The 19562-nt window shown below is 60.5% G+C and carries 20 protein-coding genes and 2 pseudogenes; 9 read left to right on the top strand and 13 right to left on the bottom strand.

What is annotated here, in order from left to right:
• Positions 1 to 865: 865 nt before the first annotated feature.
• The 3 genes and pseudogenes from X738_RS61050 to X738_RS61040 all read right to left on the bottom strand — a co-directional run bounded on the left by X738_RS61050 (position 866) and on the right by X738_RS61040 (position 4044).
• Positions 866 to 2509 (bottom strand): SulP family inorganic anion transporter, encoded by a 1644-nt coding sequence (locus X738_RS61050; RefSeq protein ID WP_023799927.1) that lies wholly within the window; start codon positions 2507 to 2509, stop codon positions 866 to 868.
• Positions 2510 to 2575: 66 nt separating this feature from the next.
• Positions 2576 to 2983 carry an SAM domain-containing protein gene (locus X738_RS61045; RefSeq protein WP_023799926.1) on the bottom strand — a complete coding sequence of 136 codons (408 nt, stop codon included), beginning with the start codon at positions 2981 to 2983 and terminating at the stop codon, positions 2576 to 2578.
• A 395-nt stretch (positions 2984 to 3378) separates the two neighbouring features.
• Positions 3379 to 4044, bottom strand: a pseudogene (locus X738_RS61040) (IS6 family transposase).
• A gap of 254 nt (positions 4045 to 4298) precedes the next feature.
• On the opposite strand from X738_RS61040, the gene X738_RS61035 reads away from it, so the two are divergent.
• From X738_RS61035 to X738_RS61020, 4 genes and pseudogenes are all read left to right on the top strand, one after another.
• Entirely contained in the window at positions 4299 to 4451 is a 153-nt protein-coding gene (locus tag X738_RS61035) for a hypothetical protein (RefSeq protein WP_023799924.1), read from the top strand.
• 149 nt (positions 4452 to 4600) lie between these two features.
• A complete protein-coding gene (locus tag X738_RS61030) occupies positions 4601 to 5272 on the top strand; it encodes a hypothetical protein (protein WP_031255272.1) in 672 nt (223 codons plus the stop codon).
• Positions 5273 to 5351: 79 nt separating this feature from the next.
• Positions 5352 to 5566, top strand: a pseudogene (locus X738_RS87115) (protein-S-isoprenylcysteine O-methyltransferase); the annotation flags it as partial.
• A gap of 228 nt (positions 5567 to 5794) precedes the next feature.
• Positions 5795 to 6442, top strand: coding sequence for a VIT1/CCC1 transporter family protein (locus X738_RS61020; protein WP_023799921.1), 648 nt, complete (start codon positions 5795 to 5797; stop codon positions 6440 to 6442).
• A 90-nt stretch (positions 6443 to 6532) separates the two neighbouring features.
• Here the strand turns inward: X738_RS61020 and ydiK are convergent, their stop codons facing one another.
• The 4 genes from ydiK to X738_RS89085 form a co-directional block, all read right to left on the bottom strand.
• Positions 6533 to 7633, bottom strand: a complete 1101-nt coding sequence (ydiK, locus tag X738_RS61015) for an AI-2E family transporter YdiK (RefSeq protein WP_023799920.1) — start codon at positions 7631 to 7633, stop codon at positions 6533 to 6535.
• Between the two features lie 146 nt (positions 7634 to 7779).
• A complete protein-coding gene (gene cax / locus X738_RS61010; RefSeq protein ID WP_031255267.1) occupies positions 7780 to 8868 on the bottom strand; it encodes a calcium/proton exchanger in 1089 nt (362 codons plus the stop codon).
• The gene (locus tag X738_RS61005; RefSeq protein WP_306454962.1) at positions 8840 to 9145 is read right to left on the bottom strand and encodes a potassium channel family protein; all 306 of its coding nucleotides are present in this window, start codon (positions 9143 to 9145) and stop codon (positions 8840 to 8842) included. The genes cax and X738_RS61005 overlap by 29 nt, the downstream gene beginning before the upstream one ends.
• Positions 9146 to 9274: 129 nt before the next feature.
• A complete protein-coding gene (locus X738_RS89085; protein ID WP_373420421.1) occupies positions 9275 to 9472 on the bottom strand; it encodes a hypothetical protein in 198 nt (65 codons plus the stop codon).
• 616 nt (positions 9473 to 10088) lie between these two features.
• Here X738_RS89085 and X738_RS88735 point away from each other — a divergent pair.
• The 5 genes from X738_RS88735 to X738_RS84840 all read left to right on the top strand — a co-directional run bounded on the left by X738_RS88735 (position 10089) and on the right by X738_RS84840 (position 14413).
• Positions 10089 to 10595, top strand: a complete 507-nt coding sequence (locus X738_RS88735) for a hypothetical protein (protein ID WP_198032833.1) — start codon at positions 10089 to 10091, stop codon at positions 10593 to 10595.
• Positions 10596 to 10625: 30 nt separating this feature from the next.
• Positions 10626 to 12038, top strand: a complete 1413-nt coding sequence (locus X738_RS60995; RefSeq protein WP_023799916.1) for a DUF3300 domain-containing protein — start codon at positions 10626 to 10628, stop codon at positions 12036 to 12038.
• A gap of 48 nt (positions 12039 to 12086) precedes the next feature.
• A complete protein-coding gene (locus tag X738_RS60990) occupies positions 12087 to 13037 on the top strand; it encodes a DUF2950 domain-containing protein (protein ID WP_031255263.1) in 951 nt (316 codons plus the stop codon).
• A 79-nt stretch (positions 13038 to 13116) separates the two neighbouring features.
• Positions 13117 to 14028, top strand: a complete 912-nt coding sequence (locus tag X738_RS60985) for a hypothetical protein (protein ID WP_023799914.1) — start codon at positions 13117 to 13119, stop codon at positions 14026 to 14028.
• 46 nt (positions 14029 to 14074) lie between these two features.
• A complete protein-coding gene (locus X738_RS84840; protein ID WP_133254778.1) occupies positions 14075 to 14413 on the top strand; it encodes a hypothetical protein in 339 nt (112 codons plus the stop codon).
• 139 nt (positions 14414 to 14552) lie between these two features.
• Here the strand turns inward: X738_RS84840 and X738_RS60980 are convergent, their stop codons facing one another.
• The 6 genes from X738_RS60980 to X738_RS60965 form a co-directional block, all read right to left on the bottom strand.
• On the bottom strand, positions 14553 to 15788 hold the full coding sequence (locus X738_RS60980) for an HlyD family secretion protein (protein ID WP_023799913.1): 1236 nt from the start codon (positions 15786 to 15788) through the stop codon (positions 14553 to 14555).
• Positions 15785 to 16339 (bottom strand): hypothetical protein, encoded by a 555-nt coding sequence (locus X738_RS60975; RefSeq protein WP_023799912.1) that lies wholly within the window; start codon positions 16337 to 16339, stop codon positions 15785 to 15787. Before X738_RS60975 ends, X738_RS60980 begins: the two co-directional genes overlap by 4 nt.
• Positions 16340 to 16632: 293 nt before the next feature.
• On the bottom strand, positions 16633 to 17097 hold the full coding sequence (locus X738_RS89080; RefSeq protein ID WP_023799910.1) for an HAD-IC family P-type ATPase: 465 nt from the start codon (positions 17095 to 17097) through the stop codon (positions 16633 to 16635).
• A 12-nt stretch (positions 17098 to 17109) separates the two neighbouring features.
• The gene (locus tag X738_RS89075; protein WP_084833751.1) at positions 17110 to 17862 is read right to left on the bottom strand and encodes an HAD-IC family P-type ATPase; all 753 of its coding nucleotides are present in this window, start codon (positions 17860 to 17862) and stop codon (positions 17110 to 17112) included.
• Positions 17856 to 18686 carry a heavy metal translocating P-type ATPase gene (locus tag X738_RS80925; RefSeq protein ID WP_198032832.1) on the bottom strand — a complete coding sequence of 277 codons (831 nt, stop codon included), beginning with the start codon at positions 18684 to 18686 and terminating at the stop codon, positions 17856 to 17858. The genes X738_RS89075 and X738_RS80925 overlap by 7 nt, the downstream gene beginning before the upstream one ends.
• Positions 18687 to 18690: 4 nt before the next feature.
• Positions 18691 to 19509: a DUF2189 domain-containing protein gene (locus X738_RS60965; protein ID WP_023799907.1), complete on the bottom strand. Its 819-nt coding sequence runs from the start codon at positions 19507 to 19509 to the stop codon at positions 18691 to 18693.
• Between the last annotated feature and the right edge of the window lie 53 nt (positions 19510 to 19562).

Genomic DNA, 19562 nt, shown 5'->3' with positions numbered 1-19562 from the left:
GGCGCGCCGCCCCTCAGTAAGAAGTTGGTGGCGCTCGGGTCCGCATCCGCCCGTCTGGCTGTGTAAGGGTGAAGTGCCGGTCTGAGTCCTTAGTTGGGTGACGGACTTCTGCGCTGAGCCTAAACTTGCCAGATGACACTTTATGCGCGAAACTTGGTTTGGGAAGAGCCACTCATAGAGCAGATGTGGGAATAGCGTGGTTGTCCACACCACCGTCACAACCGGCATCAAAAATAACGGCGAGCAAAGTGGGGTCCAATCAAATGGCATATGTCGCGTCTTGGCGGAATCCTCGCGTGAAGGCGCGTGGTATGGTCATAAGAGCAACTTTCGCCGCCACTGCGTTGTCGCAGTTAGCGGCCATCGCGCATGCCAGCGAGGGATCATTTGATGACTTTCCTTTCTTAGTACATTGCGAGGTTAGCGGCCTGCATCGTGCTTTCTATTTGTCCACAATTGGCCAAGACGGGGTTGCCGTCTATATTTCGCCAGACAGGCAGGCCGGCACCATAACTGTAAGCGGCAAGGCCGATCCGGTGGGCGGAGACGGGTCGGGAAGTTGCGCAGGAAAAACACTTGAGCAACTACGATCGACGGGTCAAGCATATGACTTGCAACACTGATCTTTGAGGAATGTAGTCTTATTCTTTGACCTACTATCTCAGCTAGGACACCGGCTGTGGCCGGCTGAATGCCCGGTCTTCGCACGTGCCTTCCTTCGAGCCAAGCCAATGCTGCCTGTCTCGCGCCTGACAGAGTACATGGGATGATCAGCGAAGTTCCATCCGACCGCTCTTCACGGCAGGATCCCCAGTCATATTCACGCCCACCGAGAGGTGGCTCACGACCGAGCGCCAATGGGTGCCTAGTTTTGATTGAAACTCGTCGTATAGTGCTGGATCGCTCCCCGTACGCTGGAGAATAGACGCTCGGGTCCTAGTCGATCGGCGAAGCCAGAGGCCCGGATGTATTCGAGTACGCTGGGGTTCAGCGCCAATATCCAACACGTCATTCCTTGCTCGGTTATGCGGCGTTCACCCTCCATTATCATCTGGAGGGCGGAATACTCGATGTCGAAGACCCGGCTCATGTCGAGCGCGAGGACGCGCGGCTTGTGCTCGACGACCAGGGCCTGGATCTGATCCGCGACCCGTTGGGCATTGGCGAAGAAGAGCCGTCCCTCCGGCCGGAGGATAAGCATGCCCTCGAATGTCTCATCGTCCGGGTGCTCGGGTGACAACGGACGGATTACGTCGGTGCCCCGCTTGCGGCCGATCACGTAGACATTTGGGTTGGCCGATTGACTGGCCAAGCCAACGAGCGACAGAACGATCGCCACGACGATGCCCTGCAGCGTGCCGAAGGCAAGTACGCCAAGGAAGGCCGCCAGCGCCCATCGAAACTCCATTCGCCGTACCTTGCGGATCGACACGAACTCGGCCGGCTTGATCAGTCCGATCGAGTAGACGATCACGATTGCCGCCAGCACAGCCTGAGGCAACAGGCTGAGCAGCGGGGCCAGGAGCAGCATGGTGGCCGCCGCGGCACAGGCCGTGACGAGAGATGCCTTCTGCGTTTGTCCTCCGACCGCGCGGACCACGGCAGTCTGGGAAGTACCACCGCCCGCCGGCATGGCGCCGAACAACGCACCCGCCAAGTTGGCGGCCCCTGTTGCAAGAAGCTCGCGGTCGGCCTTGATGAGTGGCTCGGCGGGGGCGGCGAAGGCTCGCCCAGCGGCGATCGATTCAGTGAAGCTCATCAATGCGATGCCGAGCGCGCCCGGCAAGAGTTGCTGGACGAGGCTGAGAGTCGGTAGGGTGATCGACGGGAGCGACTGTGGGATGAACCCCACAATCGCGACGCCCACAGAATCCAAACCGACGAACCATGAGAGCCCAATCCCCGCGCTCACCGCTACGAGGGGAGCCGGCGAATGGGGCCAGAGCCGCTCCATCGCCAACAGCGCCAGTATTGCCGCGATGGCGATGGTCAGAGTGAGCAGCGACGTGTTGGGTAAATGGTGCGCCACACTCAGAATGTCGCGGAGGAAGCCTTCCTTCGCAATGTGCACGCCGAGCAGCTTCGGCACCTGATCGAGTACGATCACAAGACCGATACCGGCCTTGAAGCCGGTCAGAACGGGAGACGAAATGAAATTGGCGACGAACCCGAGGCGAAGCACTGAGGCCCCGATCAGCAGGGCTCCGGTCAGCGCGGTGAGCGTCGCAGTTGCCGTGATCAGCTTATCCGGATCACCGTCCGGAACTGCGAGCCCGAGCTGTGTCCCAGCGAGGATCGCAAGGGTGGTCGTAGAGCTTACACTCAGGACGCGCGATGTGCCAAGCAACGCGTAGACGATCATCGGCACGAAGGCCGTGTAAAGTCCGACACTCACCGGCAGGCCCGCAACCGTCGCGTAGGCCATCGCCTTTGGCAGGACGACGGCTGAGGCCGTCAGGCCTGCGACCACGTCGAGGCGTTGGATTGCAACAATCGAGGGCTTTTTCACGCCGCTTTGCCAGCGCTCAACAATCGAGCGACCTTGCCGATGTCAGTTATGGGTTCTCAACCTAGTCTAGCTAGGGTGTAACTCCTCGGCAAGGAAGGTACTTAACTGTATCCTACTCCAGGAATTTCGGTTCAGTCTGGCGACGCAGCGATGGTAGGTTCCGATGATCTCGCGCATGTCCTCCGGATCTAGGCGGCCTGCGAGTGCCGTCGAGCCGACGACGTCAACGAACATGACCGTTACCTGCCGCCGCTCAGCCTCTGGAAGCGGCGGGGCTGTCCCTGAGATCGCCGCCAGGGATCGCGTGGTCGAGGTGGCCGCTGTATCCGAATTCGCGCGCAGGGCGGCGATAGCGGCGAGCACGAGATCGTCGGCCGTGAGCTGGGGAAGCGTTTCAGCTTCAATGTCGTTGTCGCGAAAAGCCTGCTCGTATTGCTGCAGGCCGAGGCTCCGTAGCCATTTCGCGATGTCCACGCCCCTTCTCCTTTTCGGCTGCGGGGGGCTGCCCTGTTCTCCCAACTATATCCCAAATCGATGGAGTAGGCGGAATCTCTTTGGAAGAGGCCGCTGAAACGGAGATATCGGCGTGGAACGGGTGGCCGGACGACGAGCATCGCGCTTCTCGAGAGGATGCCTGCTCTGAGGTCAGGACTTGCCCATGCTCTTGCCTCGGGGAAGGTCAGCTTCGGAGAAGCGCCGGCAATGTCAAGAAATGGCGCGTCCTTCCTGTTCGCAGACCGGAAGAATTGACCCTTGGACTAAGCCGCTCGCGCGGCAATGGCGCCCGTGGTGAGGGTGCAGCAATGATCTGAACGGTTCCGTTGCAAAATTGTCGTCTGGCAATAGAAACTCTGGGAACGACCCCAGCCTCACGCGACGGCGATGATTTCGAATTGCTCGGCGATGGCGGATTTGGATTGAAGGCGTACCTCGCCTGTCGTTTTCGCATCATGTGGATCATCTCGATCCCGCCCAGCCTGGCGATAGCGCTTGCCAAGTTTGAAACCGAGCATAGGCCGCACACGGCAGTTGATGCGCCGGTGATCCTGCTCGATGCGGTTGTTGAGGTACTGGCTCTTTCGGATGCGGATCGGCTTGAGCTGCCACCGCGACCGATCCCGCAGCCGGCTTTCCGCGTCACAGGAAAGGATCGCCTCGCGATTCGTCTGGCTGCCGTCGATGACGATGCGCTCGGGGTGGCCGTGACGCTGCAACGCCTTGCGCAGGAAGCGTTTGGCCGCCGGCAGATCACGATGTTCGCTGAACCAGAACTCGACGGTGTCGCCGACGCTGTCGATGGCGCGATAGAGATACATCCAGCGGCCGCGAACCTTGATATAGGTTTCGTCGATATGCCACCTTCCGCTGACGGCACAGTTGCGCCGATTGAAGCCTTTCAGCAGCAAGGGCGAGAAGTGAATGACCCAGCGGTGGATCGCCGAATGATCGATACCGATGCCGCGCTCGGCCATCATTTCCTTCAAATCGCGAAGGCTCAAGCCGTAGGCCAGATACCAGCGAACGCAAAGCAGAATGACGGACTAGTCGAAATGGCGGCCCTTGAACATCTGAACTCTCCGGCGAAACACCAGAGGCCATGCCATGCGCCTGGTTACCGAAAACTTTGCAACACAGCCCAATTTTGCAACGGAACCCGACAGGATGCCTCTCCCAACCATCAACCGACAGTTAAACTGGCTAGGTGTGTCTTTCCTGCACTAGCTGCGGTGTAGTCCCCCGTTAGTTTGCGTGTTGTAGCTTGAACCGATTCGCCCGAGGGGAATATGTGATGAGCAGAATTCTAATCGCAGTGGTTGCGGCGCTCGCCGTCGCCAGCCTAAGCGGCTGCGCAAATATGGACATCGGCAAAGGGAAGGGGAAGGGGAAGGCTCCGCCGCCTGTCGTCGTCGAAGAGCCTGCACCGGCGCCCGTGTACAAGTAAACCGGCCCAGGTCGGGATGGGGAAAGAGCCGCTGGCCTTTCCCATCAGCCAGCAATCCGGATCGGGCGACTCTTCGGCTCGGTCGTGAGGTCGGCAGTGGCGGGCAGGACCCCGCTTTTGATCTGCGCTCCTCGGAGTTCGGGAATGAAATGACGCTTGTAAGTGGCCGTTCACTGTCCGTGGCCCTGCTCGCGCTCGCGGCGGCATCATGCCAATCGCAATCGCAGAATAAACCTCAACTGAATTTCACGTCCGATGATCGGACCCTAGCGGCTGCCGGGGCGCCGACGAGCACGGTGAATTCAGCAGAAGGCCGGTACTTCATCGAGTTCCGCTCCCGCTACGCCTATACATACGGGCACTCCTTCGTGATTTTCGGGCGCATGGACAAATCGGGAAAGATGATCAATGCCGAAGTCGCCGGGCTCGCGCCGAAATCCAACGATCCCAATATCTATATGCTCGGCCATCTCGCGCCGATGCCGGCCTCGACCGGATGGACCGACGGCGATCTGGAAATCGCCTACCGGTCGGCGAGCTGGACAGTTCCGCTTACCGAACCTGAATACAGGAGGGTCGTGGCATATATACGCAAGCTGCAGGCCAAGTCGCCGCTCTGGCACGCGTCGCTCTACAATTGCAACGCCTTCGTGGCCGACATCGCAAGCTTCATGGGCTACAAGACGCCAGGTATCTGGCTTATGCCGCGTGATTTCATCACAAAGCTTCGACAGATGAATGGCGGGCCGAATGCGATCGGCTATACCGGCCCGCCGGGGGTTGAATCCGGAAACGCCCCCGCGGCAACGGCCCCCCGTTAGCAGATCGAGAATGTCGAGGCACCCGCGCCTCCTCAAGACGTCCATACCGCCGAAAGGGCGCCGGTGAGCTAGATTGAGCATGGAAGCGAGTTCAGTCGGCGAGATCGTATGGGTGCTCGGGATCGTCGGCTGGTATGTTATTCGATATCCTTTCGAGCACCGGCCAAGCGCGTGCTGCTCTTCGGCCTGGCGATTCTGCCAGGCTTCTATGTCGCGACCGGAATCCCCGCGTCAGCCGACTTTACGGCGAGATGGTGGGCGGTCGCGCTCGGGGCTATCATCTTCGCCCTGGCCGCGCGCGGCATGGGCCTCCCGGACTTTAATGGCGCATCATTGCCATCCGAATCAAAGGATGCGCTATGGGACAGGTTCTACACCGCCGCGCCACGATGCTGAAGCGGAGCCACTCGTTCGCCTCTGCCCAAAGCACGGGAACTCGGCAAGCGGAATTAGCCTCCAAACGGAAATCGCTTGCTGTAAGGTGCGATTGCTCAAGTGTTGTCATGTGCCGGTTGTCCTGCCATGAACGGTCCCGATTCCGTTAGACCCGTGCTCGACCCCATTGACCGTCTGTCGGAGGTAATTTTCGGACTATTGATGGCGCTTTCCTTCACAGGCACCATGAGCGGTTGGCGAAGGCGACAAGGTGGGGCCGTGCTGTTGGCTGCCCTGGGCTGCAACCTCGCTTGGGGAATTGTCGACGGCGTCATGTTTGCCTTGACGACAGCTGTGGAGCGGGTGAAGCGCCTAAATTTCCTTGAGGCCATCCGCGTCATGCCCCTGGCAGAGGCGCGGCGCGTCTTCCTCTCCGAGTTGCCGAAGGACGTCCGCCTGGTCACATCCGAGGCCGACGCCGAAAGTATCGTCACGCGCATCAGATCTCTTCCAGCATCCGACAATCGCCGCATTGTGAACATTCGGGCTGTCAGAGCTGCAGTTTCAATCTGCTTGCTGGTCATCCTATCGACGCTTCCACCCAGCATGCCGTTCCTGTTCATCGACGATCTGCCGACGGCGATGCGCGCGTCGAACGCGGTAGCCGTAGCCATGCTGTTTTTGATCGGCGCACGGCTCTGCAAATATATGGGCAGAAGCCCTTGGCCGATGGCTCTGGCCATGGCGGCAATCGGTAGCGTCTTGGTAGTTACGACTATAGCGCTTGGAGGGTGAACTGCCGGGCGTGCGCATTGAGTCCACCCTACTAGCCGATTTGGCTCGCGGCGCTGCCGCCTAGCTTAAAAGCAGCAACGCGTGCCGGCTTCATCGCGTTTCCCCAGGAGGTTCTCTATCATCGCCATCCGCCATCCACGCATTGAGCAGCGTGTAGGCGACCGCCAGAACCGTCGGGCCTATGAAAATGCCCAGTATGCCAAACGCTACCAGGCCGCCGATGACCCCGGCCAGGATAAGCAGCATAGGCAAGTCGGCGCCTCTGCGGATGAGAACAGGGCGAATAAATTGATCCATCGTCGCGGCGACGATGGTAAAGGCCAGCAACACCGTCGCCCAAAGCGTGTCGCCCGAATAATACATCCAGATTACTGCCGGAGCCATTACCAGGACCGGACCGAGCTGGATCAGACACAAAATGAAGATCAATGCCATGAGCACGGCGGCATAGGGCACGCCGGCCACGGCCAGCCCGATACCCGCTACAGCGCTTTGCGCAACGGCGGTAACCACTACGCCTAAGGCCACACTTCGGATCGCCTGGCCGGCTAGCTTTACCGCGGTCTCTCCACGAACGCCGCCCAGCCGGCGACCGAAGAGAATTGCGGTGGCGGCGGCCCGTTCACCGCCCGAATACATGATCGCGGCAATCGCGGTCGTCAGCAGGAAATGTATGAACATGCCACCCAAATTTCCGGTGGCGGACGCGAACCAGTAGGTCAGCGTTCCGGCATAAGGGGTCAGTCTTTGGACCAGTTCCTGAGCGCCCGCCGAGTTCAGTTTCTGCCACGCTTCGGCAGCGCGTGCTCCAACCAGGGGCACTCCCTCCAGCCAGCTGGGTGGCGGTGGCAGTCGCATCGACAGGATAGTCCGGACCAGGTCGCCAACCTTGTCGATGTTCGCGATGACCGTGCTGAGCGCCAGCCAGAAGGGCACGATCACAAGCAGCAGCAAGGTCAGCGTCATGATCAGGACGGCAAGGCCGCGGCGGTTGCCGGTATGGCGCTGCAACCAGAGCATGAGCGGCCAGGTGGCAAGCACCAACGTCGTGGCCCACACGATCGCCGGCAGAAACGGCTGCATCACCCAGACGCTGGCGATGAGAAGACTGCCGATGAACAGCACCGCCAGCGTCACGCGGGTGAGATCCTGACGAGGATGGACGCGGGGACGCGAACCGTCCGAATCCATTATCTGCCCTCCCAACGCCGCTCGCCTATCTTTCTCACGTCATGTTCTCCAAGTCCGCTCCTGGCGCGCCCAAACCTGCGGTCAGCCCATCCTTTGGTGTTCATCTCTGGTATTCGCCGTGACGGAACCACGCTCCACCCACCTGCCTAGATTTGCGGCGGTAGAAGGTAGATCGTCATGGCGAAGATCAGATAGACCATCAGCAGCAGCACTCCGACGAACCATGCGGAACGTCCGCCATTGGTCATCAGGAACGCCGTTATCGTGGCAATAAGCACCATGACGACCGCGCCCGGCCAGAACAGAAGGTCCATCGGAGCAGGGCCGATGACATAGCTGAGGAGCACCATCATCGGGGCAACGAAAAGCGCGATCTGCGATGCGGCCCCAAGCGCGATGCCCACGCTCAGGTCCAGCCGGTTCCTTCGCGCGCCGGCAAACGCCGCCGCCATCTCGGCGGAACCGCCCACCAACGCAACGACGATGAAACCCACGAAGGCGGGGGTCATGCCGAACGCGACCGCAGCCTCCTGCACCGACTCGACGAACACTTCGCTTACCAGAGCAACAAGCAATGTCACCGCTGCCAACGTTCCGAGGGCCAGGCCCATCGGCCACGCTTCGCCGTCTTCCGCATGGGCTGTTCCGCTGAAAAGTTCTCGATGGGTCTTCAGCGAGAAGACCAGGCCCATCGCGTAGGCGCCGATGAGCAGCACCGACAATCCAACGCTCAACTGCTGGGTGAACGCGGACGTGGCAACGGAATCGACTTGCGCCACCATGGACGGTGTCACCATCGCGATCGTAGCGAGGAACAGCAGGCTGGTTTGCAGCCTGGCGCTGACTCTGTTGTACTCCTGCACATGATACTTGATACCGCCTAGCAGGAACGAGGCGCCCAACATGAACAGAGTATTGGCGACGATTGCTCCGGCGATAGAAGCCTTCACCAACGTGTACTGGCCGGCTTGCAGCGCAGCCAGCGCAATGACCAGTTCCGTCAGGTTTCCCAACGTGGCATTCAGCAGCCCGCCGACCGTATCGCCCGTCTTGGACGCGACCGACTCGGTAGCCGCGCTCAGCAAGGTGGCCAGCGGTACAATCGCCAGCACAGAGAGCACAAAGAGCAGCGTGTGCGCTTCCGGCTCCAATTGCCGGACGACGAAGACCACCGGAACAAACGCCAAAAGCCAGAGAACGACGTTGCTACGGATCTCTTTGATCAAGGGGCCCATTTCCAGCCTCATTCAGGAGATTGCTGTCAGCCGCCCTCAGCGCCTGCACGGCGACCGCCGCAATGAGGCCTGTCATCACTATGCCGGCAAAACCGATTGCTATCGCCAGTAACCGCGTCAGAAGGTGCTGCGGCGAGAAATCGCCGTAGCCGATCGTAAGACCCGTCACGAAGGTGAAGTACAGAGCTTCGTCGACGCGCCAATTTTCAATACGCCCGATGATCAGCCCGCATCCCGCCATGGCGAGAAGGATGCCGGAGAAGATCGGCCAGACCACGCGAAGCTGCTGCACGAGCGCATAAAAGAAGCTGCGTCTCAACTGCCGCGATCGGGGCTTGCCGGGTAATCCTACTGCCACCGAAGTCCCTTTCTCAGGTCGGATTTCACTTCGCCGTCACGCCCACGATCACCGTCCCCCAGGTTGTGAGCAGGATATGGCCGATGGAACCGCCGGCGTATAGCCAAGGACGGCAACCGGGCTACCCGAGCGGTCCTGCACCGCCGCCATGCCGGCGGTCATGGTCTGCGCCCCAGCCAGTCCTCCGAGGAGCAGTATGGGGTTCATACGGAGCAGGTAGTGCCGGAGGTACAGTCCCGGCCCCACCGAAGAGAGGGAAGCGCATACGCAGATGCCCGACAACCAGTCCTGCCAGCAGCGCCTTCAGCGACGGAGAAATCGTGATCCCAAGCTGCCCAACGATGACGGCTGCAATGGGGGTCGCTGTCACCGCTCTTAATCCGAGATCTTCATCCATAAAGGGGCAGAAATAATAGCAAATGGCTAGAGACATGAAGGTCAAGATTTCAGGACAGCTGCGAAGCGTGCTCACGAACCCATTCTACCACGATACCCTCCTGTTGCAGGTTCAATACTGGAACAAGCGGCCAGAAGTTCTCCGATTGCTTCCGCCGCTAAGCTAAATTGTATGATAATTATCCTAATGAAATCGCTGATTGCAATTTCAGTTAATTTGAAGTCGTACAATACACCCTTGCGTGCCTTATTTCAAGGTGTTATCATGGAACAACTGCATCGCTATGTTATTGAAGTCTCGATTTTTTTTTAACGTAGACTACTACTATGGTTACATTTAACAACAGACGTGAGCGAGCGCGGAGGGACGATAATTCAAAGCTTATTTTAATTATGGTGTGTCTAAAAACTGCGCGAGAAAGTAGTTTGACAGTAGAGAGTTGAGGGCCATTGAAGGGGTGTTCCTGTGGCGCATCAATTTTCCAGTGAGTTTGGCTCTGTTCCGAGCTTGAAGCGACGGCTCACCCCGCGTGACCGGTTAAACCATATCGATGCCGCGCAAACGGTTTCCAATGCAAGCCATATTCGCGAAGGCTCCGACAGCGGTGGCGCGGCCGGAATGCCCGACCGATGCAGATCGGACGCGCAAGGACCGCCTCTGGATGTTCAGCCCAACGCGAATTCTGCGGCGTACTGCGGAACCCTCGATTTCGAGTTCTGGCTGCGCAAATACCAAGGCGAGGAAATGGTTACGTGGCTGAAGAAGAACGTTCATCTACTGGACCTGGTCTATCGCCTGGCGGAAAACCACTCGATCGTGCTGCTCAATGGCGGGGGTTTCGATGCTCCCAACTGGAGCGTGCGTGTCTCCTTCGTCAATCTCCAGGACGATATCCATGACGACATAGGTCGCGCCGTCCGCGCGGTTGGGCGGAGCTACGTCGACACTTTCAACACCGTGCAAAAGAAATAGCTCGGCGATCGCTACCGTAGGAGCAGCCAGATGACCCATTGTTCCAGGTTCGGCCTCGTTTCAGTCGGCCTTGCGGCCCTCCTGATGCTTTCGCCGGCGGTGGGTGCGCCAGCCTACGCACAAACGCCCACGCCCACTCCCCGACCGGCGGTCGACAGCGAACCGGCCGCCGCCACCGAGGAGCCTGCTCCTCTCACGCTCGACGAGTTGAAGGTTCTGACCGCGCCGATCGCGCTTTATCCTGACGATCTCGTCGCGCTCACCATCGCGGCGTCGCTCTATCCGTTGCAGATCGTGCAGGCGGCCCGCTTTCTCGACGAAAAGGCGAGGTCTCCCGACCTCGAGCCGAGCGACAAATGGGATGGCAGCGTGATCTCGCTGCTCAATTATCCCGAGATCGTGAAGATGATGAACGACGATCTGGAGTGGACCGAGCAGTTGGGGGACGCGGCCGCCAACCAGCAGAAGGACCTGCTTGTCGCCATCCAGCAGTTACGCGACGAGGCGGTCGCCAAGGACTACTTGAAGACGACCGAGCAGGTGCAGGTTGTCAGCGAAGGCGATAATGTCGTGATCAGGTCTGCCGATCCGCAGACCGTCTATATCCCGACCTATCCCCCCGAAATGCTGTACGAGCCCGACTACGTCATAGCAGGCGACCCGATCGTCTACGACCCGTACCCCTCCTATTACTATCCGACAGCGCCCTACTGGGCCGCGCTTGCTACCGGTGCGATGTGGGCCGCAGTGGTCGACTGGGACGACTGGGGAACCTGGGGCGGCGACGTGGATCTCGACGTCGATATCGGCGACAACATCGATATCGATTTCGACAATATCGACATCGACAACATCGACATCGACAGACTGAAGGACCTCGACCTCAAGAACATCGACCGCGGCAAGATCAATCTGAAGAACGCGAACATCGACCGCGACAAGCTCAAGCAGAACCTGAAGAGCAAGGACTTCAACAACGTTGCCCGCAAGGCCAAGGACCGGGTGGGACCGGGCAAGCGCACTGAAGCCGGCAAGCTCCAGGCGCGCGCGCATGACCTCAAGGGCAAGGATGTCCGCGAAAACGTCGCCGAAGGTTTGAAGGACCGGCCGCAGGCCAAGCTGCCGAAGTCGGGGACCAAGCGGCCCGATGCAAAACGCGTCTCGGACCAGCACAGGAAGGCGAAACCGGCGGCCAACAAACCTGCGGCGAAGAAAGTCGCTCAGAAAAAGTCCTCCAGGAAAAAGCCGGCTGCGCGCGCCGACAATCGTCCGCGCAAGCCGTCGGCGATGGGGAATCCGCGACCTGGCAGGGTTGCGACCAACCATTCGAACCGCGGTGCCTATAGCCGGGGTGGCGGCCATCGCCAGGTGCAGAGCAGAGGTGGAAGAGGAGGGGGCGGAGGCGGACGAGGCGGAGGCGGACGAGGCGGAGGACGCCGGTAGCAACTGCCGTATCGTGTGCGACATCCGGTTTATTTCAGGAACATGATCATGATCCGATACCTCATTACCGCAACTCTCGCACTTTCGCTCGGCGTTCCCGCACTTTCGGCCGGCGGCGCCCAGGAAGCACAGACCAGCACCACGCAGGATTTCGATGCCTTCATCGGCGAGACGCCCACGCCGTTCGCAACAGTCGACGAACTCGTCGAGGCGTTCCGCAAAGCGCTGGAGGAAGATGACAAGGAGGCCGTCGCCTCGCTTCTCGGACTGTCGCCCAGCGAAGTGCTGAAGTCGAAGGAAGTGGAGGCGAGCTTTCCGGAAATCCGCGAAGAGGCGGCGAAGGGCATCGCCGTCAAGGAACTGGCAACCGACCGCCGCTCGCTTCTTCTTGGTAACCAGGTATGGCCGTTTCCATTCCCTGTCGTGCAGACAGAGGGCAAATGGGCGTTCGATACCATCGCCGGGCTGGAAGAAGTCATAAACCGCAGGATCGGCGAGAACGAGCTGACCACCGTCGCCAACCTGCGCGCCTATGTCGAGGCCCAGGAGGATTACAAGGAAACCGACTGGGACGAGGATGGCGTCGGCGAATATGCTCAGAAGTTGATCAGCACGCCTGAAACATATGACGGGCTCTATTGGGAACCCGGCGACGGCGTGCCGGAAAGCCCGTTCGGTTCGCTGATCAGCCAGGCCGAGTTGGCGACGGCCGCCGAGGACGGCTATTTCGGATACCGCTACCGCATATTGAACGGTCAAGGCGCTAACGTCGCCGGCGGCCAGTACGACTACGTCATCAACGGCAACATGATCGCCGGCTTTGGGCTGATCGCGATGCCTGCCGAATACGACCGCACAGGCATCATGACCTTCGTCGTAAACCAGTACGGCACAGTCTACGAAAAGGATCTCGGGCCCGATACGGCGGCGCTCGCCGAAAAGATCACGGCGTTCAATCCCGATGACGGTTGGGCCGTGGTCAACGATCCGGGCGAGTGAGCGGACCCATGCACATCCCGGATGCGTGCTTTGGGACTAGATGGCTGTCGCGTACCCTGCATTCAGAGGGAGGCCCCTAGTGAAAACGATAGCCCTGCTTCCTGTTATCACCTATCCCGAACCCAACCCTGAAATGGTAGTGCCCAGGGCGGTCGCGATGGCGGCGGCCCTCGGCGCGCAACTGCATGCGTTGGCCATCAACGTAGAGATCCGAAACATCTCGAATGCGCTGTCGCGGAGGCTGGTCGACGTCCCCAAAATGACGCGGGAGGCCGAAGCGCTGTGCCGGGATCGCGGCGAAGCGTTTCTAGCAAAGGTTGTGCTGGAAGCGAAACGGGCAGGCGTGGACTCAACCACAGACGCGGTCGCGTCGAACGCTCCCTTGCTGAATGACACCGCTGCAATTCAAGCGCGTTACTATGATCTCGTTCTCTGCGCCTGGGAGGCGAACAACCCCACGAGCAGGACGACCGCGCAGGCCATTATCTTCGGGTCGGGAAGGCCGACGATCCTTCTGCCAGAGGTCGAGCCTGTCACGAAGCTGCACAGCCTTGCTATTGCCTGGGACGGCAGCCGTGTTGCGGCTCGCGCTGTGGCGGATGCACATCAGGTGTTGCGCCGCGCTTCCAAGATTACGGTGCTCACCGTGACGGGCGAGAAGTCCCTGCGGGAGACGGACGCCGCCCAACGCCTTGGCTCAAGGGCTGAACCTACGCGGGCTGTCAGCCGAGGCCATGCCATTCGTATCCGAGGATTGCCCGGTCGAGGTGTCGCTTCAGGAGCGAGCGATCGAAATCGGCGCCGACCTGATGATCATGGGAGCGTTCGGTCACACCAGACTGAGGGATTTCGTGCTCGGTGGGGCTACGAAAGGCATCCTGTTGGACGTCCGGCTGCCGATAATGCTTTCGCATTGATCGTGTCGGTGACGAGTGGCGAAGCGTCATCGAGCTTATTCGGAACCGGGTGGTCAAGGAACGGCAATCAATGATGTATATTTGGCAATGGTGTATATTTGGCCTAGGAAGGATATTCGCATGAAGGCTCGTTGGCTATTTACAGGAACAGTTTTCGCTGTCATTGCGCAATCGTCGCTTGCCTGCATGTATAGCCCTGAAGCACATGCCCAAGAGGGATCGTTCGAGGACTTTCCTTTCTTGGTGCGTTGTGAATTAAGCGGCATCGTTCGTGCTTACTACTTGTCCAAAATTGGTCCAGACGGGGTTGCCGTTTATATAACCCCAGACAATCAGGCCGGCACAATCACCATGCGAGGCAAGGCCGAGCCAGTTGGCGGAGATTGGTCCGGAAGTTGCGCCGGAAAAACACTTGAGCAACTAAGGTCGGCAGGCCAAGCGTATGACTTGCCGCATTGATCCCTTGAGACGTCGTTGTTGCTCCGCGTTATGTCGGTTCAAATCCCGTTCCATTTAAGCACGAACGGCCATAGCGAGCTTAAGATCGCACTTTGGTGCAAATTTCCTTTGGCCGCATGTTCGACGGCGCGTCGGTTCCTCAATGCCCGCCCGAAAAGACGAGTGTTTGCACCGGAAGAAGGAGCGCCTGGAATCTCAATATGATCGCATGCACCAGCCCGACCGTATCTATGACGTGCAGGAACAGCCAGTGCGCTGTGCCCAAATCTTCCTCGGCAAGTCGGTCGTGATTGTTGGTGTAGGCGTTGGCGATGCAACTGCTGCCTGGAGGCACGCCATCGAACCCTCCCGCGAACAGCGGCTCCAGAAAGACGGTGATCGTTCCGGGCCGGACCACCTGTTGGGCGTCGATCAACTGATCCGACGCCCGAACCTGACCGGTCGCGATGAGATCCTGAACCTCGGTGACCACCATCGGAATGATCGTCAGAGGCATCGAAATACAAGTCGCTTCGGCAACCATGCCGACCTTCATGACCTGGGCTTCGAGCTGGCTGAAGCCCCCTATAAGAGCCTTCCTTCCGGCTTCCGCCGGTATGAGAACGCCGGCGGGCCGCATAATGGGATTTACGATGTCTCCCTTGCGCAGGGTGAATTGCTCCAAAGTGCCGGCGACCCCGGCGTAGACGACGGTCTTGTCCAGTTCGACCTGGGCCTGGGCAAGCGCCGCCTCGGCGCTTTTCTTCTGCGCCGGCAGCACGGACGAAATCTGCGATTCGACGGACTGCTTGCTTGCCATGACCGCGGAAATGGCGGCCTGCCGCCCTTCCACGATGTTGGCGAGCTTTTCGATCTCGCGCTGCGCGACCGTGCTGGCGTTTCGCCGTTGAAGTTCGGTCTTGGTTTCGAGTTCGTCCAAGGCCTGCTTGTACGAGCTTTGCGCTTCCTGAATGCGGGCGTCGGCCCCTACCAGCTCGGTTTTTGCCAATTCGAAACCAGCGTCTATCTCCGATATGCGCCGTCGCGCGGTCTCGAGCGCCGCTTCCTGCTCCGAGCTGTCAAGCCTGAAGATGCGCTGGCCAGCCTCGACCTTATCCCTTATGCCCACATAGACTTCCTCGACGCGGCCGGAGCCTTCGGGGAGGATGGGAATGGTGCGAAAGAACGAAATCGCACTCGACGTCGACGGATGATAGTAGAGAATGAGCGTCAGCAGAATCACTGTCAGAGCTATGCACGCCGTTATCCCGTATCGCAGCTCATACCATACAGAATAGAGCGTGATCTCGTGACCAATCCTCTTTCCCTGTACGAAGCGGCGGACGAGAAAATCGGGCAGGACGGTCAGGACCGAACAAAGCAGAACCTCGATCATCGTTCATGACCTCCCACTGACACCGGCTGGCGCTGATGGCGGTCGGACGGCTCCGGCGCATGCGTCTTGGCGATTTCGTCGCGGGGGTCGCTTCGGGCTTTCTCCAAGGGGGTCGGAGGAGGTACGGCCTCCACTTTGACCGGCGTATAGTTGGCAAGCACCTCGGGAGCCGGCTCAGACCGCGCCTCCGCGGCGGGGGATCGAAACCGCCCCGTCGCCATCCTAGCGAGCGAGTCGGCCATGCTGGCCAGGGGCGTCCAGAAGTCGGGCACGGGGACGAGCGCCAGAAACAGCGCGGCAATCCAGAACGCATGGATGTGGGTGAACAACGCCAGCAGCGACAGCACCGCCACCAGCTGGAACTGGATCTGACTGCCGCCGTGGGACATGCGCTCCGGCAAGGAATGGAGCCAGAAGTACAAACTTCCAATCCCCATCACGGCCAGCACAAGGAAGATGACCGACCCCGTGAACAACACATCGGTCTCGCCGGGGGCCGTTATGAAAGGCGGAAGATGATGCGGCGCCGCCGGATGCATTGCCACGGACATGCCTGCCACTCCCCAATTTCGCTCGTGCGAGGACGCCCGAGCACTAGGCGCAGCAACGTCCAGCGCCCAAACTTAAGGATACTCCGTCCGCATCCGAATGCAACTGAAGAGGCCAGCAGTCGCGGAGCCGCCGCCCTACGCAGGACAGCCATCTCGTTGCTATAGCAATGCCAAGGCGACCGCCAGAAGGCTAACGACCAAGGCGGCGAGGCTTGGAACAAGCACGGCGGCTCCCGAGTAGAAAGCCAACGCCGCCACCCAGTCGTACGGCCTGTCACCAGCTTGAGACATTGTCAAACCCTTCCGTCCGTTCTGCTCCTTGAGAAAACGCCGTCGGCGGTCGGCGCCTTCCCGCCCTTGGGGCGAGCCTCATGAGCGGCCGCCTCGCTTTTCCACCCATACTGACGAAGGGGACGAGGGCGCCATTGAGACATGCGCGGTGGCGAGCGCGGGGCATCGTTCAGCCCGTCTCCAACCATAAGGATGCGGCGGCCGGACCGCGCCAGCTCCTCCAGACGCTCGACCTTGTCCTCGGGAAGCGCACCGTGGCGGATTTCCGAGATTCCCAACGCAGCCGCCACCCTGCAAGCCTCCTCCACTCGATCGCCGGACAGCACCTCTGTCGCCAACCCGAGGTCAGTTAGCTTTCGGATGGCACGCGTCGCGCCAGGACGGATTTCGTCGGCAATCGCAAATGAACCCGCAAGCTTTCCGTCTTTCGAAAGCCACGTGGCGGCTTCACTCGGGACGTTGGCCACGCTTGCGGAGACTCAATCCTTCCTTCCTAGCCTGTAAAACGCTTCGCCAACGCGCCCTTCGATCCCGTACCCGGCAACTTCGCGGAACCCTTCGGTAGCCACTCTTGCGACTGTCATCGCGGCCACCGCGCGCCCCACCGGGTGCCTGGAAAAGGAGGCGAGTGCTGCGGCGGCCACAACATCTTGCGGAGCTACCGTGTGCCGTTCGACGCGGGCGGCGCCCGTCGTGAGCGTGCCCGTCTTGTCGAAGACCACGGTGTCGGTCTCGGCAAGGCGCTCTAGCGCGCTGCCATCCTTGAGGGTGACGCCGAGATCGAACAGCCGGCGCGCCGCCACGACCTGGACCATCGGCACGGCAAGGCCGAGCGCGCACGGGCAGGTGATGATGAGGACGGAAATCGCAATCGTAACCGATCGATGCCAGTCGCCTGTAAGCAGTATCCAGGCGGCGCAAGTCGCAAGCGCCAGCAGATGGATGACAGGGGAATAGAGCGCGGCCGCGCGGTCGGCGATGCGGCGATAGCGGGCGCGGCCGTGCTCAGCCGCCTCCATCAGCCTGACCACGTCAGCGAGGAAGGAATCCCGTGCACGCCGCTCGGCACGGACAGTGAGCGCGCCATCAAGACTTAGCGCTCCCGAAAGAACGCCGCTGCCCGGCTGCGCGCGTTCGGGCTTGGACTCACCGCTCACCACCGAAACGTCGAGGCTGCCCGCGCCCAGGACAACCGTCCCGTCCACCGGAATGCGTTCTCCGGGGGCTACCATATCATGTCGCCCGGCTCGATTTCTGTCAGGTCGCGGAACTCGCGGCTTCCGTCCGCCCCGACCACCGCCGCCCCCCTCGGCATCAAGCGGGCAAGACCGGTGACGGCGTTCCGCGCCTTCCGCCTCATCGCATGGTCAAGCGTGCGCCCGACAAGCAGAAAGAAGATCAACGACGTTACGGCATCGAAATAGGCGTGAGGTCCTCCGACAGACGTGTCGTAGAGGCTCAAGCCCAGAGCCAGCAGGATTCCGACTGAGATGGGAAAGTCCATGCTGGCGGTGCGCTTCATCGCCAAATTCCACGCCGAAACGAAGAATATCCGTCCGGAATAGGCGACGGTGGGGACGGCCAGCAGCGCCGAGATCAAGTGAAATGCAATTCGAGTTCCCTGATCTGCGCCAGACCAGACGGACACCGACAGCAACATGATGTTCATGGCGGCGAATCCCGCCACGGCTGTGGCCCGCAGCAGCCGCGACAACTCGGCATCGCATGCGCCGTCTTCCGTCTCCGCGAGGCAGGCATCGTATCCGACAGCCTTCAGGGCGTCGAACATCGGAGGGACACGACCTTCATTCCTCCACTTCACGGCGACACGTCGGGACGTGAGATTCACTCGTGCCGCGATGATTCCGTCGAGACTTTGCAGCGCGCCTTCGATCGCAGCTATGCAGGCAGCGCAATGCGCTTGCGGTACCGAAAACTGGATCTGGAAAGCGCCATCCCCCATGTCGCGGCTGGCGAGCACGATTTCGCGCTCGGCAATCTCCCGCCCTGGCGCCAGCAGCAATGCGGCTTCGGCCCCCGGCGCGCAACAACTCATGGTCTCACCCCTCTGGACGTGCGACCGCCCTGTACGCATGCCAGGTTGCGTGCCCCAGCAGAGGAAAGATGACGATCATCCCGATAAGCCCTGTGACCACGCAGACTGCGAAGAGCAGGAGCACCAAGGCGCCCCAGGCCAGCATCGGCGGAAGGTTGTTCCACACCAGTTTCGCGCTGATAGCCATAGCCGTCAGCGCGTCCACGCGCCGGTCGAGCAGCATCGGCACTGCAAAGACGCTGATGGCGAAAGCGAAGGCCGCGAAGAGGCCACCTATCGCCGTCCCGATCGCAATCATCGCCCACCCATATGCGGTGCCGAAGAGCACTCCGACTATGCGGTCGAATCCGGGAAAGGGCGTCACGCCGAAGAAGAGCGCCCAGAGGAGCACCGCCGCACGCGTCCACAGAAGCAGGAGCAAACACAGTAGTAGGCCCGTGAAGAAGACCTGTGCGCCGCCGGTGGGGCGCACCAGGAGCATCGAGGCGAGGCCGATGGCGCGTCCTTCCTCTATTGCCCGGCTCTTTTCATACAGGCCTAGCGCCAAAAAGGGGGCCACGATCATGAACCCGGCAAGCGCCGGAAACAGAATGTAGTCACGACCGAATCCGACAAGCGTCCAAACGAAGGCGACGGACAGGAGAAAGACGACAATCCCATAGGCCAGGCTCGACGCGGGCCGGATCCAGAAATCCCGCCAGCCCGCAGAGAGCCAGCGGAGTCCCTCGAAAAGCGGCAGTCCCCGGTCGAGGCGCCGGTCGCGCGTTTCGCCAATGCCCGAGGTCTCGCTGAGCAGCCAATACGACTTGTCGGTCTCGCTCATCTCACTCCTCCTCTCCTGTCGAGACAAACGCAGGCGCTGCTTCGCGGGTTGAT

Origin of the sequence: Mesorhizobium sp. L48C026A00, from assembly GCF_000502375.1 — a bacterium.
Lineage (GTDB): Bacteria > Pseudomonadota > Alphaproteobacteria > Rhizobiales > Rhizobiaceae > Mesorhizobium > Mesorhizobium muleiense.
The sequence above is the reverse complement of the archived record's forward strand: the minus strand, read 5'-3'. Positions and strand labels throughout refer to the sequence as shown.

Coding starts and splice junctions, on each gene's coding strand:
- X738_RS61035 (WP_023799924.1), top strand. CDS start 4,299: ATGAGCAGAATTCTAATCGCAGTGGTTGCGGCGCTCGCCGTCGCCAGC.
- X738_RS61030 (WP_031255272.1), top strand. CDS start 4,601: ATGACGCTTGTAAGTGGCCGTTCACTGTCCGTGGCCCTGCTCGCGCTC.
- X738_RS61020 (WP_023799921.1), top strand. CDS start 5,795: ATGAACGGTCCCGATTCCGTTAGACCCGTGCTCGACCCCATTGACCGT.
- ydiK (WP_023799920.1), bottom strand. CDS start 7,633: ATGGATTCGGACGGTTCGCGTCCCCGCGTCCATCCTCGTCAGGATCTC.
- cax (WP_031255267.1), bottom strand. CDS start 8,868: ATGGGCCCCTTGATCAAAGAGATCCGTAGCAACGTCGTTCTCTGGCTT.
- X738_RS60995 (WP_023799916.1), top strand. CDS start 10,626: ATGACCCATTGTTCCAGGTTCGGCCTCGTTTCAGTCGGCCTTGCGGCC.
- X738_RS60990 (WP_031255263.1), top strand. CDS start 12,087: ATGATCCGATACCTCATTACCGCAACTCTCGCACTTTCGCTCGGCGTT.
- X738_RS84840 (WP_133254778.1), top strand. CDS start 14,075: ATGAAGGCTCGTTGGCTATTTACAGGAACAGTTTTCGCTGTCATTGCG.
- X738_RS60980 (WP_023799913.1), bottom strand. CDS start 15,788: ATGATCGAGGTTCTGCTTTGTTCGGTCCTGACCGTCCTGCCCGATTTT.
- X738_RS60975 (WP_023799912.1), bottom strand. CDS start 16,339: ATGTCCGTGGCAATGCATCCGGCGGCGCCGCATCATCTTCCGCCTTTC.
- X738_RS89075 (WP_084833751.1), bottom strand. CDS start 17,862: ATGGTAGCCCCCGGAGAACGCATTCCGGTGGACGGGACGGTTGTCCTG.
- X738_RS80925 (WP_198032832.1), bottom strand. CDS start 18,686: ATGAGTTGTTGCGCGCCGGGGGCCGAAGCCGCATTGCTGCTGGCGCCA.
- X738_RS60965 (WP_023799907.1), bottom strand. CDS start 19,509: ATGAGCGAGACCGACAAGTCGTATTGGCTGCTCAGCGAGACCTCGGGC.